This is a genomic window from Streptomyces sp. NPDC002676, from assembly GCF_053592455.1.
Window position 1 is genome coordinate 58,378 of record NZ_JBSFVT010000004.1, and the last position, 24,756, is coordinate 83,133.

Consider the following 24,756-nt stretch of genomic DNA (forward strand, 5'->3'; position numbering starts at 1 on the left):
CCTCAGGGGTGACGAAGGGGTTCGGCCGGTTCAGCACAATCGGCAGGTTCAGCCACGGAGGGCTTCGACTGCTGCGGACAGCGCCTGCGGAACGTCCGGTACGAGCGTGTGCGCCCCGTCGCGTACGACCTGCCGGCCACCCACGACCGTGTGCCGTACGTCCGCCGCGGAGGCGGCGAATACAGCCGTCTCGGCGCCGAGCCGCGGTACCGGCCCTGCCGTCCTGACCGAGTCGAGGGCGATCGTCGTGAAGTCGGCGAGCGCCCCTGCCTCCAGGGTGCCCGCGTTCTCCCAGCCCAGGGCCGCGTGACCGTCCTGCGACGCCGCGCGCAGCAGCGCCGCCGCCGTCCAGTGGCCCCGGGTGCGGGTGCGCAGCCGCTCGTTCAGCTCCATCGCGCGCGCCTCTTCGAGCAGGTCGATGACGGCGTGGCTGTCGGAGCCGAGGGAGAGCGGGGACCCGGCCCGCTGGAGGGCGACGGCCGGGCCGATGCCGTCCGCCAGGTCGCGTTCGGTGGTCGGGCACATGCAGGTGCCGGTGCCGGAGCCGCCGAGCAGCGCGATGTCCTCGTCGGTGAGGTGGGTGTTGTGCACACCGGTGGTGCGCGGCCCGAGGACGCCGTGGTCGGCGAGCAGCCGGGTGGGGGTGCAGCCGTGCGCGGCGAGGCAGGCGTCGTTCTCCGCCGTCTGCTCCGACAGGTGCACATGCAGCGGGGCCCGCCGCTCCTCGGCCCAGCGGGCCACGGTCGCCAACTGGTCCGCCGGCACGGCCCGTACGGAGTGAATCGCCGCCCCGATCCGCGCGTGATCCCGCTCCTTGAGAACTGCACAGCGTTCGGCCCAGGCCTCCGCACTGCCGTCGGAGAAGCGCAGCTGGTGGGCGTTGGGCGCCTCCCCGAAGCCGGAGGAGAGGTAGGCGGTGTCCAGGAGGGTGATGCGGATACCGGCGTCGGCGGCAGCCGCGATCAGCGCCTCGCCCATCGCGTTGGGGTCGGCGTAGGGAGTGCCGCCCAGGGCATGGTGCACGTAGTGGAACTCGCCGACGCAGGTGATGCCGGCCAGCGCCATCTCGGCGTACACCGCGCGGGCGAGCGCGTGGAACGTCTCCGGGGTCAGCCGGTCGGCGACGGAGTACATCACCTCGCGCCACGTCCAGAAGGTCCCGGAGCCGACCTGGACGGTGCCGCGCAGAGCCCGGTGGAAGGCGTGGCTGTGCGCGTTCGCCAGGCCGGGCAGGGTGAGCCCGCGCAGCACCTCGGCGCCGGGCGGCGGGGTGGGCACGTCGGTACGGGCGGCGGTGATGCGGCCGTCCGCCACCTCCACCAGGACACCCGGCTCCACGTTCGTGCCGAGCCAGGCGTGCTCCAGCCAGTAGGTTCCCTCGGTCACGTGCAGGCCAGCCCTTCCAGTACGTCGGCGAGCGCGCGTACCCCGGCCACGCAGTCGTCCTCGGCCGCGAACTCGGCCGGGGAGTGCGAGACACCGGTGGGGTTGCGCACGAACAGCATGGCGGTCGGAATGCTGCCGGAGAGGATTCCGGCGTCGTGTCCGGCACCGGTCCCGAGGACGGGCACCGTCAGGTCGCTGTCCCGGCCCAGGATGCGGCCGAGTTCGTCCCGCAGGGCGTGGTCGAACTCCACGACCGGTGTGAAGGACTCGCGGACCACGTCGAGGTCGATGCCGTGGGCGTCCGCGTACTCCCGGGCCGCCTTCTCGATGCCCCCGACGACGCTGTCGAGGGTCTCCTGGTCGGCGGCGCGGGAGTCGAGCCAGCCGCGCACCAGGGAGGGGATGGCGTTGACGCCGTTCGGCTCGACGGAGATCTTGCCGAAGGTGGCGACGGCACCGGCGAGTGCGGCCTCGCGGCGGGCGGCGAGCACGGTCTCGGCGTACGACAGCATCGGGTCGCGGCGGTCGACCAGCCGGGTGGTGCCGGCGTGGTTGGCCTCGCCCCGGAAGTCGAACCGCCAGCGGCCGTGCGGCCAGATGGCGCTGGCGACGCCCACCCGGTCGCCGGACAGGTCCAGCGCGCGGCCCTGTTCGACGTGCAGCTCCACGAAGGCGCCGATGCGGGCGAGCCGCTCCGGGTCGGGTCCGATGGCGTCGGCGTCGTACCCGGCGGCCTCCATGGCCTTCGGCAGGCTGACCCCGTCCCCGTCGGTGAGCCGGTGGGCCTGCTCGACGGTCAGCTGCCCGGCGGTGAGCCGGGAGCCGACACAGGCGAGCCCGAACCGGGCGCCTTCCTCGTCACCGAAGTTGACGATGGCCAGGGGCTTGCCGAACTGCGCTCCCCTCCCGCGCAGTTCGTCGAGCGCGGCGAAGGAGGAGACGACCCCGAGGGGCCCGTCGAAGGCCCCTCCGTCCGGCACCGAGTCCAGATGCGAGCCGGTGACGACGGCGTCCCCGGCGTCCGGGTCTCCGAGCCAGGCCCACTGATTCCCGTTCCGGTCGACCTCGTACGCCAGCCCGCGCGCCTCGGCCTGCTCCTTGAACCAGGTCCGGCACTCGGCGTCGGCACCGGTCCAGGCGTAGCGCCGGTAGCCGCCGGAGGCGGAGCTGCGGCCGATCGGCAGCAGCTCCGCCCACATGCTGTGGAAGGTCACGCCTGGTCACCCTCGCGCATAGGCACCCGCACCCCGCGCTCCTGGGCGACGGACTCCGCGATGTCGTAGCCCGCGTCCACGTGCCGGATGACACCCATGCCCGGGTCGTTGGTGAGGACACGCCGGATCTTCTCGCCGGCCAGCTTCGTGCCGTCGGCCACCGACACCTGGCCCGCGTGGATGGAGCGGCCCATGCCGACGCCGCCGCCGTGGTGGATGGAGACCCAGGACGCGCCGGAGGCCACGTTGACCATGGCGTTCAGCAGCGGCCAGTCGGCGATGGCGTCGGAGCCGTCGAGCATGGCCTCGGTCTCGCGGTAGGGGGAGGCGACGGAGCCGCAGTCGAGGTGGTCACGGCCGATGGCCAGCGGGGCCGCCAGCTCACCGGAGGCCACCATGTCGTTGAAGCGCTCGCCGGCCTTGTCGCGCTCGCCGTAGCCGAGCCAGCAGATGCGCGCGGGCAGGCCCTGGAAGTGGACGCGCTCGCCGGCCATCTTGATCCAGCGGTGCAGGGACTCGTTCTCGGGGAAGAGCTCCAGGATCGCCTTGTCGGTCTTGGCGATGTCCGAGGCCTCGCCGGACAGGGCGGCCCAGCGGAAGGGGCCCTTGCCCTCGCAGAAGAGGGGGCGGATGTAGGCGGGGACGAAGCCGGGGAAGGCGAACGCGCGGTCGTAACCGGCCAGCTGGGCCTCGCCGCGGATGGAGTTGCCGTAGTCGAAGACCTCGGCGCCGGCGTCCATGAAGCCGACCATGGCCTCGACGTGCTTCGCCATCGACTCGCGGGCACGCGTGGTGAAGCCCGCCGGGTCCTTGGCGGCGGCGTCGGCCATGTCCTCGAAGGCGACGCCGACCGGCAGGTACGACAGCGGGTCGTGCGCGGAGGTCTGGTCGGTGACGATGTCGATGGGCGCGTTCATCGCGAGGAGCTGCGGGACCAGCTCGGCCGCGTTGCCGAGGACGCCGATGGAGAGCGGCTTGCGCTGGTCGCGGGCCTCGGTGGCCAGCTGGAGCGCGTGGTCGAGGTTGTCGGCCTTGACGTCCAGGTACCGGTGCTCGATGCGGCGCTCGATGGCGCGCGGGTCGCAGTCGATGCAGATGGCGACGCCGTCGTTCATCGTCACGGCGAGCGGCTGGGCGCCGCCCATGCCGCCGAGGCCGGCGGTGAGGGTGATGGTCCCGGCGAGGGTGCCGTTGAACTTCTTCGCGGCGACGGCGGCGAAGGTCTCGTAGGTGCCCTGGAGGATGCCCTGGGTGCCGATGTAGATCCAGGAGCCGGCGGTCATCTGGCCGTACATGGTCAGGCCGAGGGCCTCCAGGCGGCGGAACTCCTCCCAGTTGGCCCAGTCGCCGACCAGGTTGGAGTTGGCGATGAGGACACGCGGGGCCCACTCGTGGGTCTGCATCACGCCGACCGGGCGGCCGGACTGGACCAGCATGGTCTCGTCCTGCTTGAGCGTCCTCAGCGTGCGGACCATGGCGTCGAAGGAGCGCCAGTCACGGGCGGCCTTGCCGGTGCCGCCGTAGACGACGAGCTTGTCGGGGTGCTCGGCGACCTCGGGGTCCAGGTTGTTCTGGAGCATCCGCAGTGCGGCTTCCTGCTGCCATCCCAGGGCGCTCAGTTCCGTGCCGCGCGGTGCTCGTACGGGGCGGGGTCCCGACATCGTCTGCCTCCTCCTGTTGCTACGTCTATTCACATCCTGGCCGTCTGAATAGAACTAGTCAATACATCGGGCCGGCCACGTTCGCGCGTCGCAGGTGTTTGGCTGGAAGCACTGAGGAGCCGGCCGCACAGGGAACCCGACAGAACGGGGGACGACCGTGGAGCACGACACCGTGGAGTACGGCAGCGACAGCGCGGCCCGGGAGCGCGCAGCCCGGCGGGACGAGGCGGTGCGCGGGGCGGTGCAGCAGGGGCTATTGGGGCCCGACGCGCCCGTGGTGGGACTGCTGGACGTCACCGGCATCCGGCGGTCGGCGGCGGCCCTGCGGGCGGCGTTCGACGCGGTCGTGGCGCCGGGCACGCCGGTGCTGCACGCCTTCGCGGTGAAGGCGACCCCACTGGTGCCGGTGCTGCGGCTGCTGCACGCGGAGGGCATCGGCGCGGAGGTGGCCAGCCCCGGCGAGCTGGCGCTGGCCCGCGCGGCCGGGGTGGAGCCGGCCCGGACGGTGCTCGACTCGCCCGCGAAGACCCCGGCGGAGCTGCGCGAGGCGCTGGCGCTGGGCATCGCCGTCAACGCCGACAACCCGCAGGAACTGGACCGGCTGGACGCCCTGGTGCAGCAAGCGGCGCCGCCCCGCTCACCCCTCGGCATCCGGGTCAACCCGCAGGTCGGCGGCGGGACCATCGGGGCGACCTCGACCGCGACGGAGACCTCCAAGTTCGGGGTGGCGCTGCGCGACGAGGGGGCTCGGGAGTGGGTCGTACAGGCATGTCTGGAGCGGCCGTGGCTGTCCCGGCTGCACACGCACACCGGCTCCCAGGGCATCCCGTTGTCGCTGATGGCGCGGGGCGTGGCGGAGACGTACGCGCTCGCGGAGGAGATCAACGCGCGCGCCGGGCGGCGGCAGATCGACACGCTCGACATCGGCGGCGGACTGCCGGTCAACTTCGCCTCGGAGGTGACGACCCCGACGTACGCCGAGTACGCGCGCGTGCTGGCCGGGGAGGTGCCGGGGCTGTTCGACGGGCGGTACGGGCTGGTGACCGAGTTCGGCCGCTCGCTGCTGGCCGAGCACGGCACGGTGGTGGCGCGGGTGGAGTACGCCAAGAGCGCGGGCGGGCGGCGGATCGCGGTGACGCACGCGGGGGTGCAGGTGGCGACGCGGACGGTGTACGCGCCGGGGAGCTGGCCACTCAGGATCGCCGGGTACGACGGGAAGGGACGGCCGAAGGAGGGACCCCTCGTCGTGCAGGACGTGGCCGGTCCCGCGTGCTTCTCGGGCGACCTGCTGGCTCAGGCGCGGGCGCTGCCGCTGCTGGAGCAGGGGGATCACGTGGCGGCACTGGACACCGGGGCGTACTACTTCGCGCACCACTACGGCTACAACTCCCTCGCCCGGCCCGGGATCTACGGCTTCGCGCCGGACGGAACGGGAGGCGTGACCTTCGCGACCGTGCGGGAGCCGCAGAGCGTGGCCGAGGTGGTGGCGGAGTCCGGAGGGGCGCACGCCTCCACGCTGACCGCCTTGCGCGCACCCGGGAGCCCTTGACGCACCCCGGCTTCACCTCGAACAAATGAAGCAACTGCCGCAAGACAGCCGTCAGTTGACCCACACTAGTACGCCGGACGCATGTTCCAACGGAAAATGCCAAAGCCCCCACCGCCCACACACACGTTGCGTAGTGTCGGCGTCACTCAACCGGAGTCACAGGCGGGAGGGATGCCAGGGTGCCCGGAATCGACGAGTGCCTACTGGAAGCGATGCGGCTGCCCGGCGCCCGGGGAGCCGCGCTGGTGGACTGGACGAGCGGGCTGGCTCTGGGCACCGTGGGGGACGCCCCCGGCGGTGACCACGAGGCCACCGCCGCCGAGGCCGCCGAGCTGGCCCGGCTGGCCGCCGAACACGGCGCCTTCGCGCCCGGGGAGGGCGAGGACGGGCACCCGCCCGTCGAGGACGTCATCGTCAGCAACCACGACAGCTATCACCTGCTGCGGTTCCTGGACACGTCCTTCGACAGCAGCGTCTTCCTGCACCTGTGGCTCAGCCGCGAGGAGGGCAACCTCGCCCTCGCCCGGATCCGGCTCGGCGAGATGGCCGCCCGGCTGGTGCTCGGATGACGACGGCCGGAACGGCTCCGCCGCTGGCGATACGGGACAAGGCCGGGGCACGGGACCGTACGGCGGGCGCGCTGTCGCCGATGCTCCGGCGGCTCGCCGAGGAGCGGGCCACCGGCGTCCTCGTCCGCGAGCACGGCACCCTGCACCTCGCCGAGGGCCGGGTGGTGCACGCCGAGAGCCCCCATGCCCCCGGTCTCGGCGTGCTCCTCACGGCCCACGGCACCCTCGCCACGGCCGCCTGGCAACGGGCGGCCGGGCAGGCCGGCGGACCGGCCGACACGGCCCGACTGCTGCTGGCCGCCGGGTTGCTGTCCGAGGGCGCCCTGGAGCTGTGCCACCTGGACGCGCTGTACGACGCCGGGTACTTCGCCCTGTCGCCGAGCAGCGCCCCGGGCCACTTCAGCTACGACAGCACGCCCCGCCTCGGCCCGTTGCCCTCGATCCCGGTCATCTCACTGGAACGCGAGACGCTGCGCCGCCGTCTGCTGCTGCACCGCCTCTGGCCGGACCCGGCGGCCGACAGCGCCCCGCTGATCCGCGCCGACCCGGTCGCCGCGGCGCCGGTCACCCTCCGCCGGCGGGCGGTCCTGGACCGGGTGGACGGCGTCCGCACGGCCCCGGAGATCGCCCGCGACCTGGGCAGGCAGGCGTTTCACACGCTGGTGGACGTGCGACGGCTCGCGGCGGCCGGACTGGTCCGGCCGGTGCCGACGGCCCCCGTCCCGCCGCCGCCCCACCCCGCTTCCCCGCTCATGGTCACCGACCACCCCGACATCGCGCTGCTGAAGAGGCTCAGGGATGCGCTGGAGGCGCTTTGAACGACACCGCCCCGCCGAGAGGAGAGAGCTGATGGTGTCCGAACAGGACCTCGGCGTCGTCCAGGACGAGCTGCGCCGGCTGCGGACCCGCGTGCCGCAGCTCACCGGCGCCCTGGCGGCCGGCGTCGACGGTCTCGTCGTCGCCCACGACACCCCAGGCGTCGACCCGGAGGGCTTGGCGGCGCTCACCGCGGCCGCGCTCGGCGTGGCCGTACGGATGGCGGACGACACCGGGAACGGCGGCTTCCGGGAGCTGCTGGTGCGCGGCGAGCACGGCTATGTCGCCACCTACGCGGCCGGCCGCACCGCCGTACTGACGCTGCTCGCCCAGGACCGGGCCAACGTCGGCCGACTGCACCTGGAGGGCCGCCGGGCCGGCGCTCGCATCGGTGAGGTGCTCGACACCGCCGAGGCCGCCGCCCAGGCCGCACGCCCGGCCACCACGACCACACCCGCACGTACTCGCAGCACACGCGCGTCACGCAGCACGGCCGCCGAAGCGCGCACCGCAACCGACAGTTGAGAGGATCACCATGGCCAACACCGAGACCTCCCTCAAAGAGGCACTGACCTCCATCGAGGGCGCCACCGGCGTCGCGCTCGTCGACTACACCAGCGGCATGGCGCTGGGCACGATGGGCGGCAGCAAGAGCTTCGACCTGAACGTGGCCGCCGCCGGCAACACGGACGTGATCCGCGCCAAGATGCGGACGATGGAACACCTGGGCCTCAAGGGCGAGATCGAGGACATCCTGATCACGCTGTCGGATCAGTACCACCTGATCCGCCTGCTCAGGGGCCGCGGCGGCAACGGCCTGTTCCTCTACCTGGTCCTGGACGTGAGCCGGGCCAACCTGGCGATGGCCCGGCACCAGCTGCGGAAGATCGAAGCCGACCTGGAGGTCTAGGGGTCTCTCGGGCACAGCGGTACGGCGGCGGGCCCCGCCCGGGGCGGCGTCGCCGGCCGCGATGCCCGTACCGCGCAGTCCCCTCAGGGCAGTCGGCAGGCGTCAGTCCACGAAGAGGCCGCGTGCCGCCGCGTTCGCGTCGAACTCCTCCAGGCGGGCCTGCGCGTCCGGCAGGTCGTCGCAGATCGCCTCCAGCAGCACCCGGCCGAGCAGCATCGGCGCGCACGCGGTGTCGAAGGCGAGGCCGGTGCCCACGGCGGCGGGCAGCAGCAGGTCGGAGTACTTGGCGACCGGTGCGAACGCGGAGTCGGCGACGGTGACGACGGTCAGCCCGGATTCCCTGGCGTAGGCGAGGGTGTCCACGACCTCGCGCGGATGCCGGGGCAGGGCGAAGCACAGCAGCGCGGAGGCGCCCGCGCGGACGGCCGCGTCGATGCGGTCCTGGATCATCGTGCCGCCCTCGTCGAGCAGCCGGACGTCCGGATGGACCTTCGCGGCGAAGTACGCGAAGCCGTACGCCTGCGAGGCGGCGGCGCGCAGCCCGAGCACGGCCAGCGGGCGGGAGGCGGCCAGCACGCGGCCGGCCTCCTGCACCGGGCGCGGGTCGGCGAGCAGCTCGGCGAGGTGCTTCAGGTTCTCGATCTCGGCCTCGACGGCCTGCTGGTACTCGTTGTGCGCGCCCGGCTCGGCGGCCGGTTCGGCAGGCACGACCTCGCGCAGGTGCTTGCGCAGCGCGGGATAGCCGTCGAAGCCGAGGGCGACCGCGAACCGGGTCACCGAGGGCTGACTGACCCCGGCCAGCTCGGCGAGCTCCACGCTGGACAGGAACGGCACGTCGGCGGCCCGGCGCACCATGCTGTGCGCGATGCGCCGCTGGGTCGGCGTGAGCCGGTGCCCCTCGAAGAGCGCCTGCAACCGGTTCGCAGGGCTGTCGTTCGCGCTCATGACGCGCTCCCCCTCGCCTATTCAGTAGCTGAGGATTCTGCATGAGCATATGCAGACCGGCAAGCGGTCGCAGCACCTGATCATTACTTGATCGTGCCGGATCGTTCCGGCCTCAAGGTGCGGTATCGCGGCGGCGATGATCCGACGACGAATCAGCCAAGTGTCGTTAAACGGGCACCGAGAGTGACATCGCGTGTGCCTACGGTGAGGGTGCTCTTCCCGGCACGACTCCTGAGGAAGCGTCATGGCCTCCAACCGCAGGGCCTTTCTGACGGCTACCGCGGTCGGCGCGCTGAGCGCCGCCCCGGCGGTGGCCGCGTCCGCCCCCCGTCCCCGCCCGGCGCACACCGCGCACGCCGCCCTGGACGAACTCCTCGCCGGAAACCGGCGCTACGCCTCCGGCCGGCCCCGGCACCCGCACGACAGCCCCGCGCGGCGGCATCGGCTGGCCGCGGGCCAGCACCCGTTCGCGGTGATCCTCGGCTGTATCGACTCCCGGGTGCCGCCGGAGCTGGTCTTCGACCAGGGGCTCGGCGACCTGCTGTGCATAAGGACGGCCGGCCAGGTGCTGGACGAGGCCGTGCTCGGCTCCGTCCAGTACGGCGTGGCAGAGCTGGGCGTCCCGCTCGTCCTGGTCCTCGGGCACGAGCGCTGCGGGGCCGTGGCCGCCACGCTGGAGCATCTGCGCACGGGGGCGCCGGTGCCGGGCCATCTGGAACTGCTGGTGGACGAGATCGCCCCGGCCGCCCGTCGCACGCGTGCCCTGCGGGGTGACTGGGCCGAGCACACGATGCGGGCGCATGCGGGGTGGGTGCGCGACGTGATCCGGGCCGACCCCGCGTTCGGCTCCGCCAGGGTCGAAGCCGCTCGGTTCGATCTCGATACCGGGCAGGTCAGCGTGTTGCCCTGAGCCCCGTTCACACCGCACCCGGCGCAGTCGGCCGTGCCCACCCTCCCCCTCCCCGAAACGCACCCATGAAACACACCCTCACCCGCGCCCTCTCCGTCCTCCCCTCCCCCTCCGATCTCCGTTCCATGGCCCGTGCCCCGCGTCGTGATCTGCTCTGTGGGCTGACCGTTGCCGTGGTCGCTCTTCCCCTTGCTCTCGGGTTCGGGGTCACCTCCGGGCTCGGTGCCGCCGCCGGGCTGACCACGGCGGTCGTCGCAGGGGCGCTGGCCGCGCTGTGCGGTGGCAGTTCCCGGCAGGTCAGTGGGCCGACCGGTGCCATGACCGTCGTCCTCGTCCCGATCGTGCACCGGTACGGCGCCACGGGTGTGCTCACCGTCGGCCTGATGGCGGGCGTCCTGCTGGTCGGGCTCGCGTTCGCGCGGGCGGGGGCGGCGATGGCGTACGTCCCCGCGCCCGTGATCGCCGGGTTCACGATCGGTATCGCCTGCGTGATCGCCCTCCAGCAGGTGCCCGGCGCGCTCGGTGTGCCGACCCCGCACGGTGAGCAGGTCGCCGTGGTGGCCGTACGCGCGGCCGAGGAGTTCGGGCGCGGGCCGCACTGGCCGGCCCTGCTGCTCGCGGCCGGTGCCGCGGTGATCGTGCTCGGCGGGGCCCGCTGGCGGCCGGCCGTGCCCTTCTCCCTCGCGGCGGTCGTCGCCGCGACCGCGGCCACGGAGGCGTTCCGGCTGCCCGTGGCCCGTATCGGCACGCTCCCGTCCGGCCTCCCCGCGCCGTCCCTCTCCTTCCTGGACTTCTCCCGTGTCCCCTCACTGCTCGCCCCGGCGGCGGCGGTGGCCGCGCTCGCCGCGCTGGAGTCGCTGCTGTCGGCGTCGGTCGCCGACGGCATGCGCCCGGGCGAACGGCACGAACCGTCCAAGGAGTTGTTCGGGCAGGGCATCGCCAACCTCGCGGCCCCGCTGTTCGGCGGGGTCCCGGCGACGGGCGCGATCGCGCGGACCGCGGTCAACGTCCGTACCGGCGCCGCCTCCCGGCTGGCGGCGCTCGCGCACGCGCTGATCCTCGCCGGGATCGCGGCGGTCGCCGCCCCGCTGGTGGGCCGGATCCCGCTGGCCGCGCTGGCCGGAGTGCTGCTGGCGACGGCCGTACGGATGGTGGAGCGGAACGCGGTCCGGGCGATGGCGAAGGCCACCCGCGGCGACGCCCTGGTGCTGGCCCTGACCGCCACGGCCACCCTCGCGCTGGACCTGGTGCGGGCCGTGCTGATCGGGCTCGGCGTCTCGGTGCTGCTGGCGCTGCGCGCGGCGATGCGCGCGACCCGGCTGACCCCGGCCGCCGCCGACGAACTCCCGGGCGAGGCGGGCACGGTGGCGTACCGGTTCGACGGCCCGCTGCTGTTCGCCGCCGCCCACCGCTTCCGGTGCGGCCTCGCCGGCCTGCACGACGGGGTCTCGGCGGTCGACCTCAGGCTGTCGGGGCTGACGGCGGTGGACGCGACGGGCGCGCTGGCGCTGAAGGAGGCGGTGGGCGAGCTGCGCGGGCGCGGCGTCGAGGTCCGCATCAGCGGGGTGGACGTGGACCACCAGCGGGTCCTGGAGTCCTGCGGGGTCCTGACGGCTGTCAGCCCCAGCACGGACAGGGGGGTTGTCCCCAGTGCGGCGGGCGCGCCGACTTCCTAGGGTGGAGCCCATGAGCGCACTGGACCCGCAGCGGGTCGGACTCGAGAAGGAAGCCGACCTGAAGAAGGAACTCGACGCCACCCTGCGGGCACGCGGGGAGCTGGGCGCGGAGTACGACTCCGCGCTGGTCGACTCGTTCCTGGAGAAGGTCGAGCAGCGCATCGGCGAGAGCGTGGACCGCCGGGTGCGGCGGCACCTGGCCGAGCAGCAGATGGCGACCGCGCGCGGGGGCCGGCAGCCCCGGCCGGCCGACTCGTGGGCCAACCGCTACGGCTTCGCGCTCCTCACGCTGGTGCTGGCCATCCCGCTGTCCGCGATCGCCGCCATCGAGGGCCTGCCCGGGATGGTGACCGCCTGGCTGGGCATCGTCGGCGTCAACGTGGCCCAGGCGGTACGCCACAACCCGGAGGTCTTCCGGGCTCGCCAAGACCGGTCCGCCCACCAGGACTGATGCTTGCTGATAGGGATTTGAAAGCGACGAAGACCGCAACCATCAATTGAGGAACCGCGGCGGCGAGCAACAACCTCCGCGAAAGCGGCGCCGGCTTAGGCGCAAAAGGGGGGCGGGGACCGCCGCACCCCCGTTTCCGGGGGGCGGGACGACGGCGGTCCCCGCGCGGGACGCGGGCCGGGTCAGGACCGGGCAGCGCGTCCGAGGCGTCCATGGAGGTCCGGGAGCCGCTCCGGAGGTCCGTGACGCCGTTCGGCGCCGGCCTGGGCGGGGAGCCGTCCCGGTGCTCGATGCCCGGGAGTTCCCATCGCCCTGCCGACGCCTCCAATCTGCCGGACCCGTGTTAAGCGAGTGCTGCGCGCACGTGACACGCTCGTACCACTTCCGAAACGGCTCGATCGGCCACCGTCACCGCAAGTTCGCCGCCGCCACGGGCGGTTCACCGGAGGTTTGCTACTTGTTCCCGCCCTTGGCGAGGAAGGCCAGCAGGTCCTGCCGGCTGACCACGCCGGTCGGCTTGCCCTCGACCAGGACGATCGCCGCGTCGGCCGTGCCGAGCACCGACATCAGGTCGCCGACGGGCTCGCCGGAGCCGACCTGGGGCAGCGGCGGGCACATGTGCTTCTCCAGCGGGTCCTCCAGGGAGGCGCGCTTGGAGAACAGGGCGTCCAGCAGCTCCCGCTCGACGACCGAGCCGACGACCTCGGCGGCCATCACGTCGGGGTGCCCGGCGCCGGGCTTGACGACCGGCATCTGCGAGACGCCGTACTCGCGCAGCACCTCGATGGCCTGGCCGACGGTCTCGTCGGGGTGCATGTGCACCAGGGACGGGATGGCGCCGTGCACCTTGTCCGCGAGGACGTCGGCGACGCGGGCGCTGGGGCCCTCGTCCTCCAGGAAGCCGTAGTCGGCCATCCACTCGTCGTTGAAGATCTTGCTGAGGTAGCCGCGCCCGCTGTCCGGGAGCAGCACCACCACGACGTCCTCCGGACCGAGCTTCTCGGCGACGCGCAGCGCGGCGACGACGGCCATGCCGCAGGAACCGCCGACGAGCAGCCCCTCCTCCTTGGCAAGGCGGCGGGTCATCTGGAAGGAGTCCTTGTCGGACACGGCGACGATCTCGTCCGCGACGGTGCGGTCGTAGGCGGTCGGCCAGAAGTCCTCACCGACGCCCTCGACCAGGTACGGGCGCCCGGAGCCGCCGGAGTACACGGAGCCCTCGGGGTCGGCGCCGATGACCTTGACCTTGCCGTCGCTGGCGTCCTTCAGGTAGCGGCCGGTGCCGGAGATGGTGCCGCCGGTGCCGACGCCCGCCACGAAATGGGTGATCTTCCCCTCGGTCTGCTCCCACAGCTCAGGGCCGGTCGAGTGATAGTGCGAGAGCGGGTTGTTGGGGTTGGAGTACTGGTCGGGCTTCCAGGCGCCGGGGGTCTCGCGGACCAGGCGGTCGGAGACGTTGTAGTACGAGTCCGGGTGCTCAGGGTCGACGGCCGTCGGGCAGACGACGACCTCGGCGCCGTACGCGCGCAGCACGTTGATCTTGTCGGTGCTCACCTTGTCGGGGCACACGAAGATGCACTTGTAGCCCTTCTGCTGGGCCACGATCGCCAGGCCCACGCCGGTGTTGCCGCTGGTCGGCTCGACGATGGTGCCGCCAGGCTTCAGCTCGCCGCTCTGCTCGGCCGCCTCGATCATGCGCAGGGCGATGCGGTCCTTCACGGAGCCGCCCGGGTTGAAGTACTCCACCTTGGCCAGGACGGTGGCCTGGATGCCCTCGGTCACGTTGTTGAGCCGCACCAGCGGGGTGTTGCCGACGAGGCTGATCATCGAGTCGTGGAATTGCACCGTTGTCTCCGGTTGCTTGCAAAAAGAGTGGTCGTAGTGGTTAAGCCAGCGTACGGCCCCCGGGTGACGTGCGGAGGGCGTTCACTCCCAGTGGAGATTGGCGCACGCCCTGTACGGGGCAAGGAGTGGATGTACGGCTACGAGGAGGTGGCGGCGACGCATGACGAACATGTCGAGGGCGAGAGTGGCCCGGCGCATCGCGGCCGGAGCGGCGTACGGCGGCGGAGGCGTCGGGCTCGTCGGTGCGGCGGCCATGGGGCTGCTGCTGGCCGAGGTGCGGATGGCGCGGCGTCATGTGGGCAACGGCAGCGGCGGGCGGGTGCCGGCGGCGGACGGCGTGTACGGCCAGGCGTACGACGTCCCCGGCGAACCTCCCCTGCGGCTGACCCTGCTCGGCGACTCCACGGCAGCAGGGCAGGGCGTGCACCGCTCGGGGCAGACACCGGGGGCGCTGCTGGCGTCGGGGCTGGCGGCGGTGGCGGAACGCCCGGTGGTGCTGCGCAACGTCGCCCTTCCCGGGGCGCAGTCCGATGACCTGGACCGCCAGGTGGCCCTGGTTCTGTCGTCGCCCTTTCCTGTCCCTGACGTGTGCGTGATCATGATCGGCGCGAACGACGTGACGCACCGGATGCCGCCGACCCGTTCGGTGCGGCACCTGTCGGCGGCGGTACGGCGGCTGCGGACGGCCGGTGCCGAGGTGGTGGTGGGCACCTGCCCTGATCTCGGCACCATCGAGCCGGTGCAGCAGCCCTTGCGGTGGCTGGCGCGGCGGGCCTCGCGGCAGCTGGCGGCGGCGCAGACGATCGGGGTGGTGGAGCAGGGCGGGCGGACGGTGTCGCTGGGCGACCTGCTGGGCCCGGAGTTCGAGGCGAATCCGCGCGAGCTGTTCGGGCCGGACAACTACCACCCCTCCGCGGAGGGCTATGCCACGGCGGCGATGGCCGTGCTGCCGACGGTGTGCGCGACGCTGGGCCTGTGGCCGGCGGAGGAAGAACGGCCGGACGTCTCGCGGCGCGAGGGCTTCCTGCCGGTTGCCCGTGCTGCCGCGGAGGCCGCGTCGGAGGCGGGCACGGAGGTCACGGCGGCGATGCCGACGGGGCCGAGGGGGCCGTGGGCGTTGCTCAAGCGCAGGCGCCGCCGCCGCGTACCGGAAGCCGAACCAGCAGCCCCGACGCTGTGACTCTGGCGAGGCTCCAAGCAAGCGCTTAGTAAATTGCGGCCAGTGTCACACCACGACACCGGTGACCTGGCCCATACGTACGGGTAACTTCCCAAGCGGCCCTGCCCAACCCTCTGTCAGCCACTGGAGCCGTGATGCCCGAAGCCGTCATCGTCTCGACCGCCCGTTCCCCGATCGGCCGCGCTTTCAAGGGCTCCCTCAAGGACCTGCGCCCGGACGACCTCACCGCCACGATCATCCAGGCGGCCCTCGCCAAGGTCCCGGAGCTGGACCCGCGCGACATCGACGACCTGATGCTCGGCTGCGGCCTGCCCGGCGGCGAGCAGGGCAACAACCTCGGCCGCATCGTCGCCGTACAGATGGGCATGGACCACCTGCCCGGCTGCACGATCACCCGGTACTGCTCCTCCTCGCTGCAGACCTCCCGCATGGCCCTCCACGCCATCAAGGCCGGCGAGGGCGACGTCTTCATCTCGGCCGGTGTCGAGATGGTCTCCCGGTTCGTCAAGGGCAACTCGGACAGCCTCCCGGACACGCACAACCCCTTCTTCGCCGAGGCCGAGGCCCGCACCGCGGCCGTCGCCCAGCAGGAGGGCACCACCTGGCACGACCCGCGCGAGGACGGCCTCGTCCCGGACGCCTACATCGCGATGGGCCAGACCGCCGAGAACCTCGCCCGCTGGAAGGGCGTCACCCGCCAGGACATGGACGAGTTCGGCGTCCGCTCGCAGAACCTCGCCGAGCAGGCCATCAAGAACGGCTTCTGGGAGCGCGAGATCACCCCGGTGACCCTCCCCGACGGCACGGTCGTCAGCAAGGACGACGGCCCGCGCGCCGGCGTCACGCTGGAGGGCGTCTCCGGCCTCAAGCCGGTCTTCCGCCCGGACGGGCTCGTCACCGCCGGCAACTGCTGCCCGCTCAACGACGGCGCCGCCGCGGTCGTCATCATGAGCGACACCAAGGCCCGCGAGCTGGGCCTCACTCCGCTCGCCCGCATCGTCTCCACCGGTGTCTCCGGCCTGTCCCCGGAGATCATGGGCCTCGGCCCGGTCGAGGCGTCCCAGCAGGCCCTGCGCCGCGCCGGTCTGACCATCGACGACATCGACCTGGTCGAGATCAACGAGGCCTTCGCCGCCCAGGTGATCCCCTCCTACCGGGACCTCGGCATCGACCTCGACAAGCTGAACGTGAACGGCGGCGCCATCGCCGTCGGCCACCCCTTCGGCATGACCGGCGCCCGCATCACCGGCACGCTCATCAACTCCCTGCAGTTCCACGACAAGCAGTTCGGTCTGGAGACGATGTGCGTCGGCGGTGGCCAGGGCATGGCGATGGTCATCGAGCGCCTCAGCTGATCGCACGCCTCGACTGATCGACGTTCCGTAGCGAACCAACCACCGTACGTCGGTCAAGGGTCCGGAACCTGGAAAACTCCAAGGTTCCGGGCCCTTTTGTGATCCAATCTCCCCCAGGATGTGACCTATCTCCCTCGCCGAGGACATCTGCGCAGGTCAACGCAGATCAACGTCGTTCCCTGGGGAGCCTCGCAGCGAAAGTCCTGTCCGTTTCGTGACGTTACGCACTGACAGGTGGTTAGTCCGCCCTTCAAGCTGATGTAGGAAGTCCGGGGGTCGACTTTGAACCAGGGAGTGTGTCAGTGAGCGCCATGCCGATCGCCCTGCTGCTCACCACGGCCGCCACCGGCGCCGTGGGCGTCGCCGTCCTGCGCACCGTGCTGAAGCTGCGTCGCCAGCTCGCGCAGCTGCAGCGGCAGCTCGACGAGAGCGCCGAGAGCAACGCCGCCGCGACGCGCGCCCTGCTGCCGAACGCCCGCAGCCACGCCGACACCGACCAGATACGGGCGGCCGTGGCCGAGGCGCTCGCCGAGGAGCGCGAGCGGGAGCTGGCCGAGGCCCGCGCCTTCTGGGCGGCCCAGGAGGCCCGCGACGCCTCCGACGCGCCCTCCCTGCTCGGCCTGTCCGACTCCGACCTGTTCCTGCCCCGGCAGGCCGACTTCGCGGGCCTGGAGCCACTGGAGCCGGTGTCCGAGCCGACCGCCGACGCCGACGAGGCCGCCGGGGAGTCCCCGGAGCTGGCCGCGGCCCGCCGCCGCCACCCCTCGCACCCCGACTTCGTCCCGGTGCAGTCGCCGGTCGTGAACGACCACGAGCGCACGGCGACCACGCTGGAGCAGCTGGCCGCCGAGCGCACCGAACTCTCCGACGTCCGCCCCGGCCCGCTCGGCACCCTCGACGTCTACGTCTTCGCCGACGGCACCACCCTGTGCATGACGCCGGGCCACCGTGAGACGGCGGAACACCTGGCGGCGGCCCTGCGGTCCGGTGAGTCCCCCTACCTCCTGGGCGGTTCGGGCATCTCCGGCTCGTACACCCTGACCTTCGCCTGCGGCAAGGACGGCGAGGACATGGTCTACGTCCTGGCGGACCGGGTCATCGCGTCCCTCTGAGGGCCCCGAGATCCGAGGGCCCTGGGGGTCAGACCCCCGCCCGCTTACGGGCCTCCTCGACCACACGCACGGCCTGCCGGACCTCGTCCTCGCTCTTCAGGACCAGAGCCAAGTCGTGCGCGGCGACGAGAATTTGGTCGGCCGCCGCGAACATCCCCGCGTCCGGCATCTCCCGGGGCTCCGTACCCGGCTCCTCCACGCGCTGCGCCCAGCCCGCCAACTCCCGGGCCAGCGCCAGGGCCTCCGCGGCGGCGCCCCGCTGGAGCCGACTCTGCGGCGCCGCCCGCAGGCGGTCGGCGAAGTGATCCACGGCTTGGGTGAGGGGCGTCGTATCAACCACGCGCCCGAGCGTAACGTGCCGCACTGTTGCCAACACGCCAACGCTCAGGCACGGTGACGTGAAGGACCGGCTTCATCGATCGCGTCCGGAGGCGCCGATGTCCCAAGTCTTCTCGGAAGAGACCCACCGCAACCTGCTCGCCCGCATCCCCCACTGCACCGGTCGTGAAGTCTCCGACTGGCTGCGCACCGTCGAAGAAGGCCCCGCACTCTTCCGCTTCGAGGAGAAGGTCAGCTGGCTCCGGCACGAGTACGACCTGGCGTACGGCCACGCCAAGGCGATCGTCCACGAGTACGACCTGAGGAGGGCGGCGCGAAAGCTGCGCTGAGAAGCCTGAAGGGCCCCGGGTCGAACCCGGGGCCCCTCTCACAGCTCACCCGGCCTGAGGCTCGCTCAGGCCGAACCGGCTAGTCGTTGTTGGTGAAGATCGCCACCAGCCGGAGCATCTCCACGTAGATCCACACCAGGGTCATGGTGAGGCCGAACGCGGCGAGCCAGGACTCGCCCCGCGGGGCGCCGTAGGCGATGCCGTCCTCGATCTGCTTGAAGTCGAGGGTCAGGAAGAACGCGCCGAGCACGACGGCGACGATACCGACGAGCGCACCGAGCGGGCCGAAGCTGCGCAGTCCGCCGTCCCCGGCGACGCCGAACGCCACCAGCAGCAGGTTGATCGCCATGACCACCACGAAGGCGATGGCGATGGACATGCCGATGCGGGCGTAGCGTGCGGTGACGCGGACCCAGCCGGCCTTGTAGACCAGCAGCGTCGCGGCCGAGACGGCCATGGTGCCGAGCACGGCCTGGAAGGGGGCGCCGTTCCAGCGGCTGTTGTACATCTCGCTGACGACACCGAGGAAGACGCCCTCGAAGGCGGCGTATCCGAGGATCAGCGCGGGCATCGGGGTGCGCTTGAAGCTCTGGACCATCGCCAGGACCATCGCGATGAGCGCGGCCCCGATGGCCAGGCCGTAGCTGGTGGCCGAGACCGGCAGCAGCGCCCAGGCGAGGACGGCGCCGACGGCGACCGTGCCGAGCGTGAGGGCCGAACGGACGATGACGTCGTCCATCGTCATCCGGTCGGTGGTGGCCGGGGCCTGCGGCATGGTGCCGTACGGCGCGCCCTGCTGGGCGTACGGGTTCTGGGCGTAGGGGTTCTGCGCGTACGGGTTGCCCTGTGCGTACCCGGCCTGCGGTGCGGTGTTGAAGCCGGCGTAGCCGTTGTCGCGGCTGAACCCCCGTCGCGAGAAGACCGGGTTACTGCTCCTCATTTCACTCCTCCACGGCCACCCTGCGTGGCCTTGGCCTCAAGAGTAATGGATTGGCAAAAGATCATCCGTAATACCTGGGGAGGATCTTTCCCTCGTCATGCTGCGCAACACGCTACGCGGACGGCCGATTCCCGGCTACGGCAGCCCCCGGGGGAAACCGGTGTACGTCCCGGTGGGCGGCACGGTGCGGACGGCGCCGCCGTGGAGGAGGTGGAGGGAGTGAAGGGGAAGGAGGAAGTGCCCGGAGCCGGACTCGAACCGGCACGCCCGCGAAGGGGCAGCGAGGTTTAAGCTCGCCGTGTCTACATTCCACCATCCGGGCTGGGCACGGGCTCCGCTTCGGGTTTCGAGACTATCGGGAGGCTCCTCCCGAACAACGGCCGCACGGAGCGCTGTTGTCTTATTTTATTGACGCCTGAGGGTGCATCAGACCACGGAACTAGCCACGCTTACTTGCCACTTAGCCTGCTGGGACAAGGAACGGCGTGCTCGCGGAATGACGGGATTTCACCACCTGAACGAGGGTGGGCCACCTGTTTTGCGCCACATGCTCCGTCAGCTGACGAGCACTGCTCCAGGCCGCCTCCAGCCGATCTCGAGGCCGTAGGTGCTCAGGGTCGGCCGTCCTCCCCAGGTATGACACGGGCCCGCCCCGTCCGACCCGAGTCGCCCTCCGGAACCGGAACAGCGACTGACTCCACGGGCGCTCTGCGCGGGGACGATGGATGAGTCCCCACGAACGCACGTCGTCCCGACAGGAGCACCGTCCCGTGACCACCACACCCACCGCCAGCCGGACCACGACCGTGGCCGCACGCGCCACGGAGCTGTCGAAGATCTATGGGCAGGGTGAGACCCGGGTGGTCGCCCTGGACCAGGTCTCCGTCGACTTCCGGCAGGCCGAATTCACCGCGATCATGGGCCCGTCCGGTTCCGGCAAGTCCACGCTGATGCACTGCGTGGCCGGCCTCGACACCTTCTCCTCCGGGTCCGTGCGGATCGGCGACACCGAGCTGGGGTCCCTGAAGGACAAGCAGCTGACCAAGCTGCGCCGGGACAAGATCGGCTTCATATTCCAGGCGTTCAACCTGCTGCCGACGCTGACCGCCCTGGAGAACATCACCCTTCCGATGGACATCGCGGGCCGGAAGGTCGACAAGGCTTGGCTGGATCAGGTCATTCAGATGGTCGGGCTGTCCGGCCGACTCGACCACCGGCCCTCCCAGCTGTCCGGCGGTCAGCAGCAGCGTGTCGCCGTCGCCCGCGCACTCGCCTCCAAGCCCGAGATCATCTTCGGTGACGAGCCCACCGGAAACCTCGACTCGCGCTCCGGCGCCGAGGTGCTGGGCTTCCTGCGCAACTCCGTACGGGAACTGGGCCAGACGGTGGTCATGGTGACCCACGACCCGGTGGCCGCCGCCTACGCGGACCGCGTGGTCTTCCTCGCGGACGGGCGGATCGTCGACGAGATCTACGGCCCCACGGCGGACTCCGTCCTCGACCTCATGAAGCAGTTCGACGCGAAGGGCCGTACCAGCTGATGTTCCGCACGGCCCTGCGCAACGTCCTCGCGCACAAGGCCCGGCTCCTGATGACCGTGCTCGCCGTCATGCTCGGCGTGGCCTTCGTCTCCGGGACCCTGGTCTTCACCAACACCATCTCCGACGCCTACCAGAACAGCTCCGCCAAGGGCTTCGACCAGGTCGACGTCGCCGTCCAGCCCAAGCACCAGGACTCCAAGGGCAACCGGGTCGGCACGACGCCCGAGCTGACCCAAGCGCTGCTCGACAAGGCCGCAAAGGTCCCGGGCGCCGCCTCCGCCACCGGTGTCGTCAGCGGCTTCACCGCGATCGCCGACAAGCACGGCAAGCTGGTCGGCGGCGGCTGGCAGTCCCAGGGCGGCAACTACTGGGGCACCAAGGACGCCCGGTACCCGCTGACCGCCGGGCACGCCCCGCACGGCAGGGGTGAGGTGCTCATCGACTCCAAGACCGCCGAGCGCGCCGGATACAAGGTCGGCGACACCGTGCGGCTCTCCGTCGACGGCCCGGTGCTGACCCCGGTCGTCAGCGGCATCTTCACCACCGACGACGGCAACGTCGCCGCGGGCGGCTCCCTCGCCCTGTTCGACACGCCGACCGCGCAGCAGCTGTTCGGCAAGAAGGGCACCTACGACGAGATCGACGTGCGGGCCGCGGCCGGCACGAGCCAGAGCACGCTCAAGGCCGGGCTCGACCGGGCGCTGCCGTCCCGCTTCGTGGAGACCACCACCGGCAAGCAGCTCGCCGACGACCAGGCGCAGGCCATCGCCGACGGGATGAGCGGACTGCGGCAGGCCCTGCTGGTGTTCGCGGGCATCGCCCTGTTCGTCGGCACGTTCATCATCGCCAACACCTTCACCATGCTGGTCGCCCAGCGCACCAAGGAGCTGGCCCTGCTGCGGGCGGTCGGCGCCTCCCGCCGGCAGGTGACGCGCTCGGTGCTGATCGAGGCGTTCGTCGTCGGTACGGTCGCCGGCGTGGCGGGCCTCGTCGCCGGCATCGGCATCGGCGCGGGACTGCGCGCGCTGCTCGGCTCCTTCGGCGCGACCGTGCCCGACGGGCCGCTGGTGATCACGCCGGGCACCGTGGTGGCCGCCCTCGCGGTCGGCATCGTCATCACCGTGCTGGCCGCGTGGCTGCCGGGCCGCCGGGCCGCGAAGATCCCGCCGGTGGCGGCGATGAGCAGCGTGCACGCCAAGGCCACCACCAAGTCGCTGGTACTGCGCAACACGATCGGCGCGCTGTTCTCGGCGGCCGGTGTCGCGGTGGTCCTCGCGGCGACGACGATGAGCACGGACTCCGCCCAGGGTCCGATGGGCCTCGGCGCGGTCCTGCTGATCATCGGCGTGTTCATCCTGACCCCGCTGCTGTCCCGCCCGCTGATCGCGGCGGCGGCTCCGGTGCTGCACGTGTTCGGCGTCTCGGGCAAGCTGGCCCGCCAGAACTCGGTGCGCAATCCGCGCCGTACGGCGGCGACCGCGTCGGCGCTGATGATCGGCCTGACCCTGATCACGGGCATGACGGTGATGGCGGGCAGCCTGCAGAAGTCGATCGACAAGATGGCGAGTTCGGCGATCCGCGCGGACTACGTCGTGTCGATGGCCAACCGCTCCGCGCTCTCCCCCGACGTGGCCGACAAGCTCGCGGGCGCGAAGGGCGTCACCGCCAGCAGCCCGCTGCGGGACGGCATCTCCCGCGTCAACGGCGAGACGGAGTTCCTGACCGGCGTCAACGGCTCCACGATCGGCGAGCTGACGCACCTGAAGGTGACCGACGGCTCCTTCACTGTGGGCGGCACGCGGGTCGTCGTCGACAAGGACAAGGCCAAGGAGCACGGCTGGAAGGCCGGTTCGCGCTTCACCGCGCACTTCGAGGACGGCGCGGCGCGCACGCTGACGGTCGCCGGGGTCTACGAGGGCAACGACATGATCAACGGGATCATGCTCGACAACAAGGTCCTCACCCCGCACCTGAAGGACCCGGCCGACATGCAGGTCATGGTCAAGACGGCGGCCGGCGCGTCGAGCGCGGCCAAGGACAGCCTGGAGAAGACCCTCGGCTCCAACCCGGCGATCAAGGTCCAGGACAAGCAGGACATCTCCAACTCCATCGCGCAGATGTTCACGATGATGCTGAACATGGTCTACGGCCTGCTCGGCATGGCGGTGATCGTCGCGATCCTGGGTGTCATCAACACCCTGGCCATGTCGGTGTTCGAGCGCTCGCAGGAGATCGGCATGCTCCGCGCGATCGGCCTGGACCGCTCCTCGGTGAAGCGGATGGTCCGTCTGGAGTCCCTGGTGATCTCCCTGTTCGGCGGTGTGCTGGGCATCGGGCTCGGCGTGTTCTTCGGCTGGGCGGCCGGTGAGCTGCTGGGCACGAAGATGTCGACCTACGAACTGGTCCTGCCCTGGGCCCGCATCGCGGTCTTCCTGCTGCTGGCGGGCGGGGTCGGCGTCCTGGCCGCCCTGTGGCCGGCCCGCCGCGCGTCCCGCCTGAACGTGCTGGCGGCGATCAAGGCGGAGTAGCGCCGGACAGCCGTACGACAGCCGAGGGCCCCGCTCGCAACGCGCCGAGCGGGGCCTTCGCCGTACCTACAGGTGTCACCCGTGCCAGGTGCGCGGGCGCGGCGGCAGGCCGGAGGCGCCCGACTCGGGGGTCCGGACGGCCAGCACCTGGTTGACGCCGATCCGGTTGCGTTCGAAGGCGAGCGCGCAGGCCGCCATGTAGAGGCGCCAGACGCGGGCCCGGCCAGGGCTCGTGAGGCGGACCGCGCGGTCCCAGTCGGCCTCCAGGTTGGTGACCCACCGGCGCAGGGTGCGGCCGTAGTGCTCGCGGATCGACTCCACGTCCCGGACCTCGAACCCGGCCAGCTCCAGCTGGGTGACGGTGGTGCCGAGGGGGGCGAGTTCACCGTCGGGGAAGACGTAGGCGTCGATGAACTCGTCCACGCGGTACGAGGACTCGTCCCCCTGCGGGCGGCGGGCGATCTGGTGGTTGAGCAGCCGTCCGCCGGGCTTGAGCAGGCCGTACAGCTCGCTCGCGTAGTCCAGGTAGCGTTCGGCGCCGACGTGTTCGGCCATGCCGATGGAGGAGATGGCGTCGTAGGGGCCGTCCGTGACGTCCCGGTAGTCCCGGACCCTGATCTCCACCCGGTCGGTCAGGCCCTCGTCGGCGACGCGCTTGCGGGCGAACGCCGCCTGCTCCCGGGAGAGGGTGATGCCCACGACGCTCACGCCGTGCTCACGGGCCGCGTGGATGGCCATCGAGCCCCAGCCGCAGCCGACGTCCAGCAGCCGCTGACCGGGGGTCAGGCCGAGCTTGCGGCAGATCAGTTCGAGCTTGTCGCGCTGGGCCGACTCCAGGGTCCCGCCGTCCTCCCAGTACGCGCACGAGTAGACCATCGAGGGGCCGAGGACCAGCGCGTAGAAGTCGTTGCCGACGTCGTAGTGGTGGCTGATGGCCCGCTTGTCGCTGTGCCGGGTGTGCAGATGACGGCGCCGGCGTACCTCCTCGCGGGGCGGGGCCGGCGGGACGGGCAGCCCTGTGAGCTTCAGCAGCTCGCGTACGGCGGCCCGTACGTCGGGGTCGCGCAGCGCCTGCGTGAGGCTGCGGGCGTCCTCCCCGCGCTCCCACACCAGCCCGGCCATGGCGTCGAGCGCGCTGTACAGGTCCCCCTCGATCTCCAGGTCGCCGGAGACCCAGGCGCGGGCGAGGCCCAGCTCGCCCGGTTTGAACATCATGCGGCGCAGCGCGCGGCGGTTGCGCAGGACGAGCGCCGGTGCCTCCGGCGGCCCGGCCTGCGACCCGTCCCACGCCCGCAGGCGCACCGGGAGCGGAACTCCCAGCAGCTGCTCGGAAAGCCTCCTCAGCCGCGACGCGGCGTCGGTCATGGCGCCCACCTCCAAGACGACGATCCCGGATGCCGGTTACCACGTAAACACCGACGGCTACGCGGCGCAGTCCCGCGAAGGAGTTACAGCCGGTCATTTTTCCTCGCCGCGACAAGCCGTGGAACGCCGAAGGAC

At 71.8% G+C, this 24,756-nt stretch carries 22 protein-coding genes and 1 tRNA gene; 14 read left to right on the forward strand and 9 right to left on the reverse strand.

Translation table 11 applies throughout. From position 1 onward, the window contains the following. Positions 1–48: 48 nt before the first annotated feature. Genes ACWD3E_RS13565 through hutU form a run of 3 tightly spaced genes read right to left on the reverse strand, consistent with a single transcriptional unit; the run spans position 49 to position 4,261 of the window. Positions 49–1,386: a formimidoylglutamate deiminase gene (locus ACWD3E_RS13565; RefSeq protein ID WP_451387717.1), complete on the reverse strand. Its 1,338-nt coding sequence runs from the start codon at positions 1,384–1,386 to the stop codon at positions 49–51. Continuing rightward, a complete protein-coding gene (locus tag ACWD3E_RS13570; protein ID WP_451387718.1) occupies positions 1,383–2,600 on the reverse strand; it encodes an allantoate amidohydrolase in 1,218 nt (405 codons plus the stop codon). The genes ACWD3E_RS13565 and ACWD3E_RS13570 overlap by 4 nt, the downstream gene beginning before the upstream one ends. Continuing rightward, entirely contained in the window at positions 2,597–4,261 is a 1,665-nt protein-coding gene (hutU, locus tag ACWD3E_RS13575; RefSeq protein ID WP_451355684.1) for a urocanate hydratase, read from the reverse strand. Before hutU ends, ACWD3E_RS13570 begins: the two co-directional genes overlap by 4 nt. 157 nt (positions 4,262–4,418) lie before the next feature. Here hutU and ACWD3E_RS13580 point away from each other — a divergent pair, with 157 nt between their 5' ends. The 5 genes from ACWD3E_RS13580 (at position 4,419) to ACWD3E_RS13600 (ending at position 8,105) form a co-directional block, all read left to right on the forward strand. Continuing rightward, a complete protein-coding gene (locus ACWD3E_RS13580; RefSeq protein WP_451387719.1) occupies positions 4,419–5,810 on the forward strand; it encodes a diaminopimelate decarboxylase in 1,392 nt (463 codons plus the stop codon). A 179-nt stretch (positions 5,811–5,989) separates the two neighbouring features. Then, positions 5,990–6,379: a hypothetical protein gene (locus tag ACWD3E_RS13585; RefSeq protein ID WP_451387720.1), complete on the forward strand. Its 390-nt coding sequence runs from the start codon at positions 5,990–5,992 to the stop codon at positions 6,377–6,379. Then, positions 6,376–7,197, forward strand: a complete 822-nt coding sequence (locus tag ACWD3E_RS13590) for a transcriptional regulator (RefSeq protein WP_451387721.1) — start codon at positions 6,376–6,378, stop codon at positions 7,195–7,197. Before ACWD3E_RS13585 ends, ACWD3E_RS13590 begins: the two co-directional genes overlap by 4 nt. A 31-nt stretch (positions 7,198–7,228) precedes the next feature. After that, complete coding sequence (locus ACWD3E_RS13595) at positions 7,229–7,720, forward strand: roadblock/LC7 domain-containing protein (protein ID WP_451387722.1); 492 nt, start codon at positions 7,229–7,231, stop codon at positions 7,718–7,720. Positions 7,721–7,730: 10 nt separating this feature from the next. Then, the gene (locus ACWD3E_RS13600) at positions 7,731–8,105 is read left to right on the forward strand and encodes a hypothetical protein (RefSeq protein ID WP_451387723.1); all 375 of its coding nucleotides are present in this window, start codon (positions 7,731–7,733) and stop codon (positions 8,103–8,105) included. A gap of 102 nt (positions 8,106–8,207) precedes the next feature. Here the strand turns inward: ACWD3E_RS13600 and ACWD3E_RS13605 are convergent, their stop codons facing one another. After that, a complete protein-coding gene (locus ACWD3E_RS13605; protein WP_451387724.1) occupies positions 8,208–9,050 on the reverse strand; it encodes a MurR/RpiR family transcriptional regulator in 843 nt (280 codons plus the stop codon). Between the two features lie 244 nt (positions 9,051–9,294). Between ACWD3E_RS13605 and ACWD3E_RS13610 the strand changes: the two genes are divergently transcribed. The 3 genes from ACWD3E_RS13610 to ACWD3E_RS13620 all read left to right on the forward strand — a co-directional run bounded on the left by ACWD3E_RS13610 (position 9,295) and on the right by ACWD3E_RS13620 (position 12,087). Then, positions 9,295–9,960: a carbonic anhydrase gene (locus ACWD3E_RS13610; protein ID WP_451387725.1), complete on the forward strand. Its 666-nt coding sequence runs from the start codon at positions 9,295–9,297 to the stop codon at positions 9,958–9,960. Positions 9,961–10,025: 65 nt separating this feature from the next. Beyond that, positions 10,026–11,636: a SulP family inorganic anion transporter gene (locus ACWD3E_RS13615; protein ID WP_451387726.1), complete on the forward strand. Its 1,611-nt coding sequence runs from the start codon at positions 10,026–10,028 to the stop codon at positions 11,634–11,636. Between the two features lie 10 nt (positions 11,637–11,646). Further along, entirely contained in the window at positions 11,647–12,087 is a 441-nt protein-coding gene (locus ACWD3E_RS13620; protein ID WP_451387727.1) for a hypothetical protein, read from the forward strand. 453 nt (positions 12,088–12,540) lie between these two features. Here ACWD3E_RS13620 and ACWD3E_RS13625 read toward each other — a convergent pair whose 3' ends face one another. Beyond that, positions 12,541–13,932 carry a cystathionine beta-synthase gene (locus tag ACWD3E_RS13625; protein WP_451387728.1) on the reverse strand — a complete coding sequence of 464 codons (1,392 nt, stop codon included), beginning with the start codon at positions 13,930–13,932 and terminating at the stop codon, positions 12,541–12,543. Between the two features lie 160 nt (positions 13,933–14,092). On the opposite strand from ACWD3E_RS13625, the gene ACWD3E_RS13630 reads away from it, so the two are divergent. The 3 genes from ACWD3E_RS13630 (at position 14,093) to ACWD3E_RS13640 (ending at position 17,579) form a co-directional block, all read left to right on the forward strand. After that, positions 14,093–15,112, forward strand: a complete 1,020-nt coding sequence (locus ACWD3E_RS13630) for an SGNH/GDSL hydrolase family protein (protein ID WP_451355225.1) — start codon at positions 14,093–14,095, stop codon at positions 15,110–15,112. Between the two features lie 134 nt (positions 15,113–15,246). Next, entirely contained in the window at positions 15,247–16,467 is a 1,221-nt protein-coding gene (locus tag ACWD3E_RS13635; protein ID WP_451387729.1) for an acetyl-CoA C-acetyltransferase, read from the forward strand. 311 nt (positions 16,468–16,778) lie between these two features. Further along, entirely contained in the window at positions 16,779–17,579 is an 801-nt protein-coding gene (locus ACWD3E_RS13640) for a LapA family protein (protein WP_451388137.1), read from the forward strand. Between the two features lie 28 nt (positions 17,580–17,607). On the opposite strand, the gene ACWD3E_RS13645 is transcribed toward ACWD3E_RS13640, so the two are convergent. Beyond that, entirely contained in the window at positions 17,608–17,919 is a 312-nt protein-coding gene (locus ACWD3E_RS13645) for a hypothetical protein (RefSeq protein WP_451387730.1), read from the reverse strand. Positions 17,920–18,016: 97 nt separating this feature from the next. Here ACWD3E_RS13645 and ACWD3E_RS13650 point away from each other — a divergent pair, with 97 nt between their 5' ends. Continuing rightward, on the forward strand, positions 18,017–18,247 hold the full coding sequence (locus tag ACWD3E_RS13650) for a DUF4287 domain-containing protein (protein ID WP_451355222.1): 231 nt from the start codon (positions 18,017–18,019) through the stop codon (positions 18,245–18,247). A 79-nt stretch (positions 18,248–18,326) separates the two neighbouring features. On the opposite strand, the gene ACWD3E_RS13655 is transcribed toward ACWD3E_RS13650, so the two are convergent. Beyond that, positions 18,327–19,187, reverse strand: coding sequence for a Bax inhibitor-1/YccA family protein (locus tag ACWD3E_RS13655; RefSeq protein WP_451387731.1), 861 nt, complete (start codon positions 19,185–19,187; stop codon positions 18,327–18,329). Between the two features lie 238 nt (positions 19,188–19,425). Continuing rightward, positions 19,426–19,509, reverse strand: a tRNA-Leu gene (locus tag ACWD3E_RS13660). Positions 19,510–19,957: 448 nt separating this feature from the next. Between ACWD3E_RS13660 and ACWD3E_RS13665 the strand changes: the two genes are divergently transcribed. Next, positions 19,958–20,728, forward strand: a complete 771-nt coding sequence (locus tag ACWD3E_RS13665; RefSeq protein ID WP_451387732.1) for an ABC transporter ATP-binding protein — start codon at positions 19,958–19,960, stop codon at positions 20,726–20,728. Beyond that, positions 20,728–23,256 (forward strand): ABC transporter permease, encoded by a 2,529-nt coding sequence (locus ACWD3E_RS13670; protein ID WP_451387733.1) that lies wholly within the window; start codon positions 20,728–20,730, stop codon positions 23,254–23,256. Before ACWD3E_RS13665 ends, ACWD3E_RS13670 begins: the two co-directional genes overlap by 1 nt. 75 nt (positions 23,257–23,331) lie before the next feature. Here ACWD3E_RS13670 and ACWD3E_RS13675 read toward each other — a convergent pair whose 3' ends face one another. Further along, positions 23,332–24,621: a class I SAM-dependent methyltransferase gene (locus ACWD3E_RS13675; RefSeq protein WP_451387734.1), complete on the reverse strand. Its 1,290-nt coding sequence runs from the start codon at positions 24,619–24,621 to the stop codon at positions 23,332–23,334. Positions 24,622–24,756 lie beyond the last annotated feature (135 nt).

Bases quoted from the DNA above. Each gene is read 5' to 3' on its own strand.
- hutU (WP_451355684.1), bottom strand. From the start codon at position 4,261: ATGTCGGGACCCCGCCCCGTACGAGCACCGCGCGGCACGGAACTGAGC.
- ACWD3E_RS13590 (WP_451387721.1), top strand. From the start codon at position 6,376: ATGACGACGGCCGGAACGGCTCCGCCGCTGGCGATACGGGACAAGGCC.
- ACWD3E_RS13595 (WP_451387722.1), top strand. From the start codon at position 7,229: ATGGTGTCCGAACAGGACCTCGGCGTCGTCCAGGACGAGCTGCGCCGG.
- ACWD3E_RS13600 (WP_451387723.1), top strand. From the start codon at position 7,731: ATGGCCAACACCGAGACCTCCCTCAAAGAGGCACTGACCTCCATCGAG.
- ACWD3E_RS13605 (WP_451387724.1), bottom strand. From the start codon at position 9,050: ATGAGCGCGAACGACAGCCCTGCGAACCGGTTGCAGGCGCTCTTCGAG.
- ACWD3E_RS13610 (WP_451387725.1), top strand. From the start codon at position 9,295: ATGGCCTCCAACCGCAGGGCCTTTCTGACGGCTACCGCGGTCGGCGCG.
- ACWD3E_RS13615 (WP_451387726.1), top strand. From the start codon at position 10,026: ATGAAACACACCCTCACCCGCGCCCTCTCCGTCCTCCCCTCCCCCTCC.
- ACWD3E_RS13620 (WP_451387727.1), top strand. From the start codon at position 11,647: ATGAGCGCACTGGACCCGCAGCGGGTCGGACTCGAGAAGGAAGCCGAC.
- ACWD3E_RS13630 (WP_451355225.1), top strand. From the start codon at position 14,093: ATGACGAACATGTCGAGGGCGAGAGTGGCCCGGCGCATCGCGGCCGGA.
- ACWD3E_RS13635 (WP_451387729.1), top strand. From the start codon at position 15,247: ATGCCCGAAGCCGTCATCGTCTCGACCGCCCGTTCCCCGATCGGCCGC.
- ACWD3E_RS13640 (WP_451388137.1), top strand. From the start codon at position 16,779: ATGCCGATCGCCCTGCTGCTCACCACGGCCGCCACCGGCGCCGTGGGC.
- ACWD3E_RS13650 (WP_451355222.1), top strand. From the start codon at position 18,017: ATGTCCCAAGTCTTCTCGGAAGAGACCCACCGCAACCTGCTCGCCCGC.
- ACWD3E_RS13655 (WP_451387731.1), bottom strand. From the start codon at position 19,187: ATGAGGAGCAGTAACCCGGTCTTCTCGCGACGGGGGTTCAGCCGCGAC.
- ACWD3E_RS13670 (WP_451387733.1), top strand. From the start codon at position 20,728: ATGTTCCGCACGGCCCTGCGCAACGTCCTCGCGCACAAGGCCCGGCTC.
- ACWD3E_RS13675 (WP_451387734.1), bottom strand. From the start codon at position 24,621: ATGACCGACGCCGCGTCGCGGCTGAGGAGGCTTTCCGAGCAGCTGCTG.